This is a genomic window from Lentzea sp. (assembly GCF_035525475.1).
Classification (GTDB): domain Bacteria; phylum Actinomycetota; class Actinomycetes; order Mycobacteriales; family Pseudonocardiaceae; genus Lentzea.
The window spans coordinates 1-2,172 of sequence record NZ_DATLEC010000205.1 but is presented as its reverse complement, the minus strand read 5'-3'; the positions used below and the strand labels follow the sequence as shown (position 1 = coordinate 2,172).

General features: G+C 69.7%; 2 protein-coding genes. Both read left to right on the top strand.

Annotated features, from left to right (window positions below):
- Positions 1 to 163: 163 nt before the first annotated feature.
- Entirely contained in the window at positions 164 to 1,570 is a 1,407-nt protein-coding gene (locus tag VM306_RS31695; protein WP_325521434.1) for a sialidase family protein, read from the top strand.
- A 164-nt stretch (positions 1,571 to 1,734) separates the two neighbouring features.
- Positions 1,735 to 2,172 (top strand): GTPase RsgA (gene rsgA, locus VM306_RS31690; protein ID WP_325521433.1); only part of this gene is annotated, 438 nt, incomplete at its 3' end.

Below are 2,172 nucleotides of genomic sequence, written 5' to 3'. Positions count from 1 at the left end.
CCACCCGCACCGGTCCCGCGGTAGGCACCCGGGGGTCCGAGCTGCGGTACATCACGCGTGAGTCCGCGGCGTACCTCTACTACCGGGTGTTCCACCGCAGCAGCGAGGCCGGTCCGCACGCGGTGTGAGCAGGAGACGGCGTCCCGCCGCCGAAGGAAGGGGCATGAACCGTCGATCCCTGCGCCCTTACGCCCTGGCGGTCACCGCCGCGCTGCTCGCTGCGACCCCGCTCGCGCTCGCCACGACAGCGACGAAGCCGGTGACCTTCAAGCGCGTCGTGCTCGCGGACCAGAAGGCGTACGGCGAGCCCTCGTTGGCGCTCTCGGACGACGGCAAGCACATCGCCATCTGCGTCCCGGGTGGCGCGGGCCAGACCTCGGTCTGGTACTCCAACAACGACGGCAAGAGCTTCGGCACCTCGCACACCACCAGCGACAACGGCGGTGGCGACTGCGAGCTGGACTACCTGCCGAACGGCACGCTGCTCAACGCCGACCTCGAGGTCACCGACTCGGCCATCCGGTACTCCAAGGACTTCGGGAAGACCTGGCACGGCACGCAGACCGCCGGTGTCGAGCAGGACCGGCAGTGGTTCGCGCACTCCCGCGACGGCAAGACCGCCTACCTCGTCTACCACGACTTCGTTGCCGAGGGCGAGTTCTACGCCCAGAGCAACGACGGCGGGATGACCTGGCCGGCCAATCTCGCGGCGCAGCCGGTGACCGGTGTGGACCAGGCGGCGCTCCCGGGCACCGGACCCGGTGCCCCCGGCCAGCCCGCCTCGCTGATCGACCAGGGCGTGAACACCTTCAGCGGGCCCATGCTGCTGAGTCCCGATGGCAAGGACATGTACGTCATCTACTCGATCTCCGACGCCAAGCGCAACGTGCTCGACGGCACGCCGCCGTTCGGCAAGAGCGCCGGCATCGTCGTGGCGCACAAGGGCCCTGAGGACGTCGCGTTCACCAACAAGTACGCCGTGCCCAACGACACCACGAGCGTCAGCGGGGCGATCTTCTCGTGGGGTGCCGTCGACAAGGCGGGCACCGTCTACGTGCTCTACAACTCCGACAAGGGCGCGCCCGGCCACTTCCACACCTACTACGCGTATTCCAAGGACAAGGCCAAGACCTGGAGCAAACCGGTGAAGGTCGATGACGCGCCGATGAACCGTGGCGCGCAGATCTATGCGACCGGTGACGCGGGTGCGCCCGGCGTGCTCGACATCGCGTGGTACGGCCACCGCGGGTCCGGCGGGTCCGACGATCCCACCGCCGTCTGGGACATCCACTTCGCGCAGGTCCGCCAGGCCACGTCCTCGCGTCCGCAGATCACCCGCGCCAAGGTCGCCGTGGGCGACCCCCTGCACCGGGGCAGCATCTGCCTCAACGGGCTGCTCTGCATCACCGGAGGCGATCGCAGCCTGGCGGACTTCTTCGAGCTGCAGATCGGCAAGGACGGCATGGCGCAGATCGCCTACGCCGACAACTACGGCGAGTTCGCGGACGGCAAGAAGGGCCACGTCATCTGGGCCAAGCAGACCGCCGGCCGCTCGGCGTACCAGCCGTAGATCCACGAAAAGGACCTGACAGCACGACGGCGCCGGGCCTAGCCTGGCGCCGTCGCTGTGTTTCACGAGGGAGGTGGGTCGTCATGACTGCCGTTGCGCTCACTCGCGCCCACCTCACCGGGGCAGCCCTGTAGTCGCTGCCCTCCTCCTGGAAGGCTCTTGCGTTGCAGTTCCCTGATGTCGCGGACGGTCTCGTCCCGGCCCTCGTCACCCGCGTCGACCGCTCCCTGTACGACGTGCTCACGCCGAGCGGAGCGCTGCGCGTGCCCGCCCTGCCATCGCCCTCCGATCCGCGTGACGCCCCGACCGTCGGGGACTGGCTGGCGCTCTCGCCGGTCGGCCTGACGGTGCACGAGGTGCTGCCGCGCACCTCGCTGCTCGTGCGCGGTACGGCTCGCGGGACATCCGTGGGCCAGCCGCTCGCCGCCAACGTCGACCACGTCCTGGTCTGCCTCGGCCTGTCCGGCCCGCTTCCCGTGCGCCGCCTCGAGCGGCTGCTCACCCTCGCCTGGGAGAGCGGTGCCGTACCCGTGGTGGTGCTCACCAAGTCCGACCTGTGCGCCGACGTCGACGCGGCCGTTCGCGAGGTCATGCCGCACGCA

Coding starts and splice junctions, on each gene's coding strand:
- VM306_RS31695 (WP_325521434.1), top strand. CDS start 164: ATGAACCGTCGATCCCTGCGCCCTTACGCCCTGGCGGTCACCGCCGCG.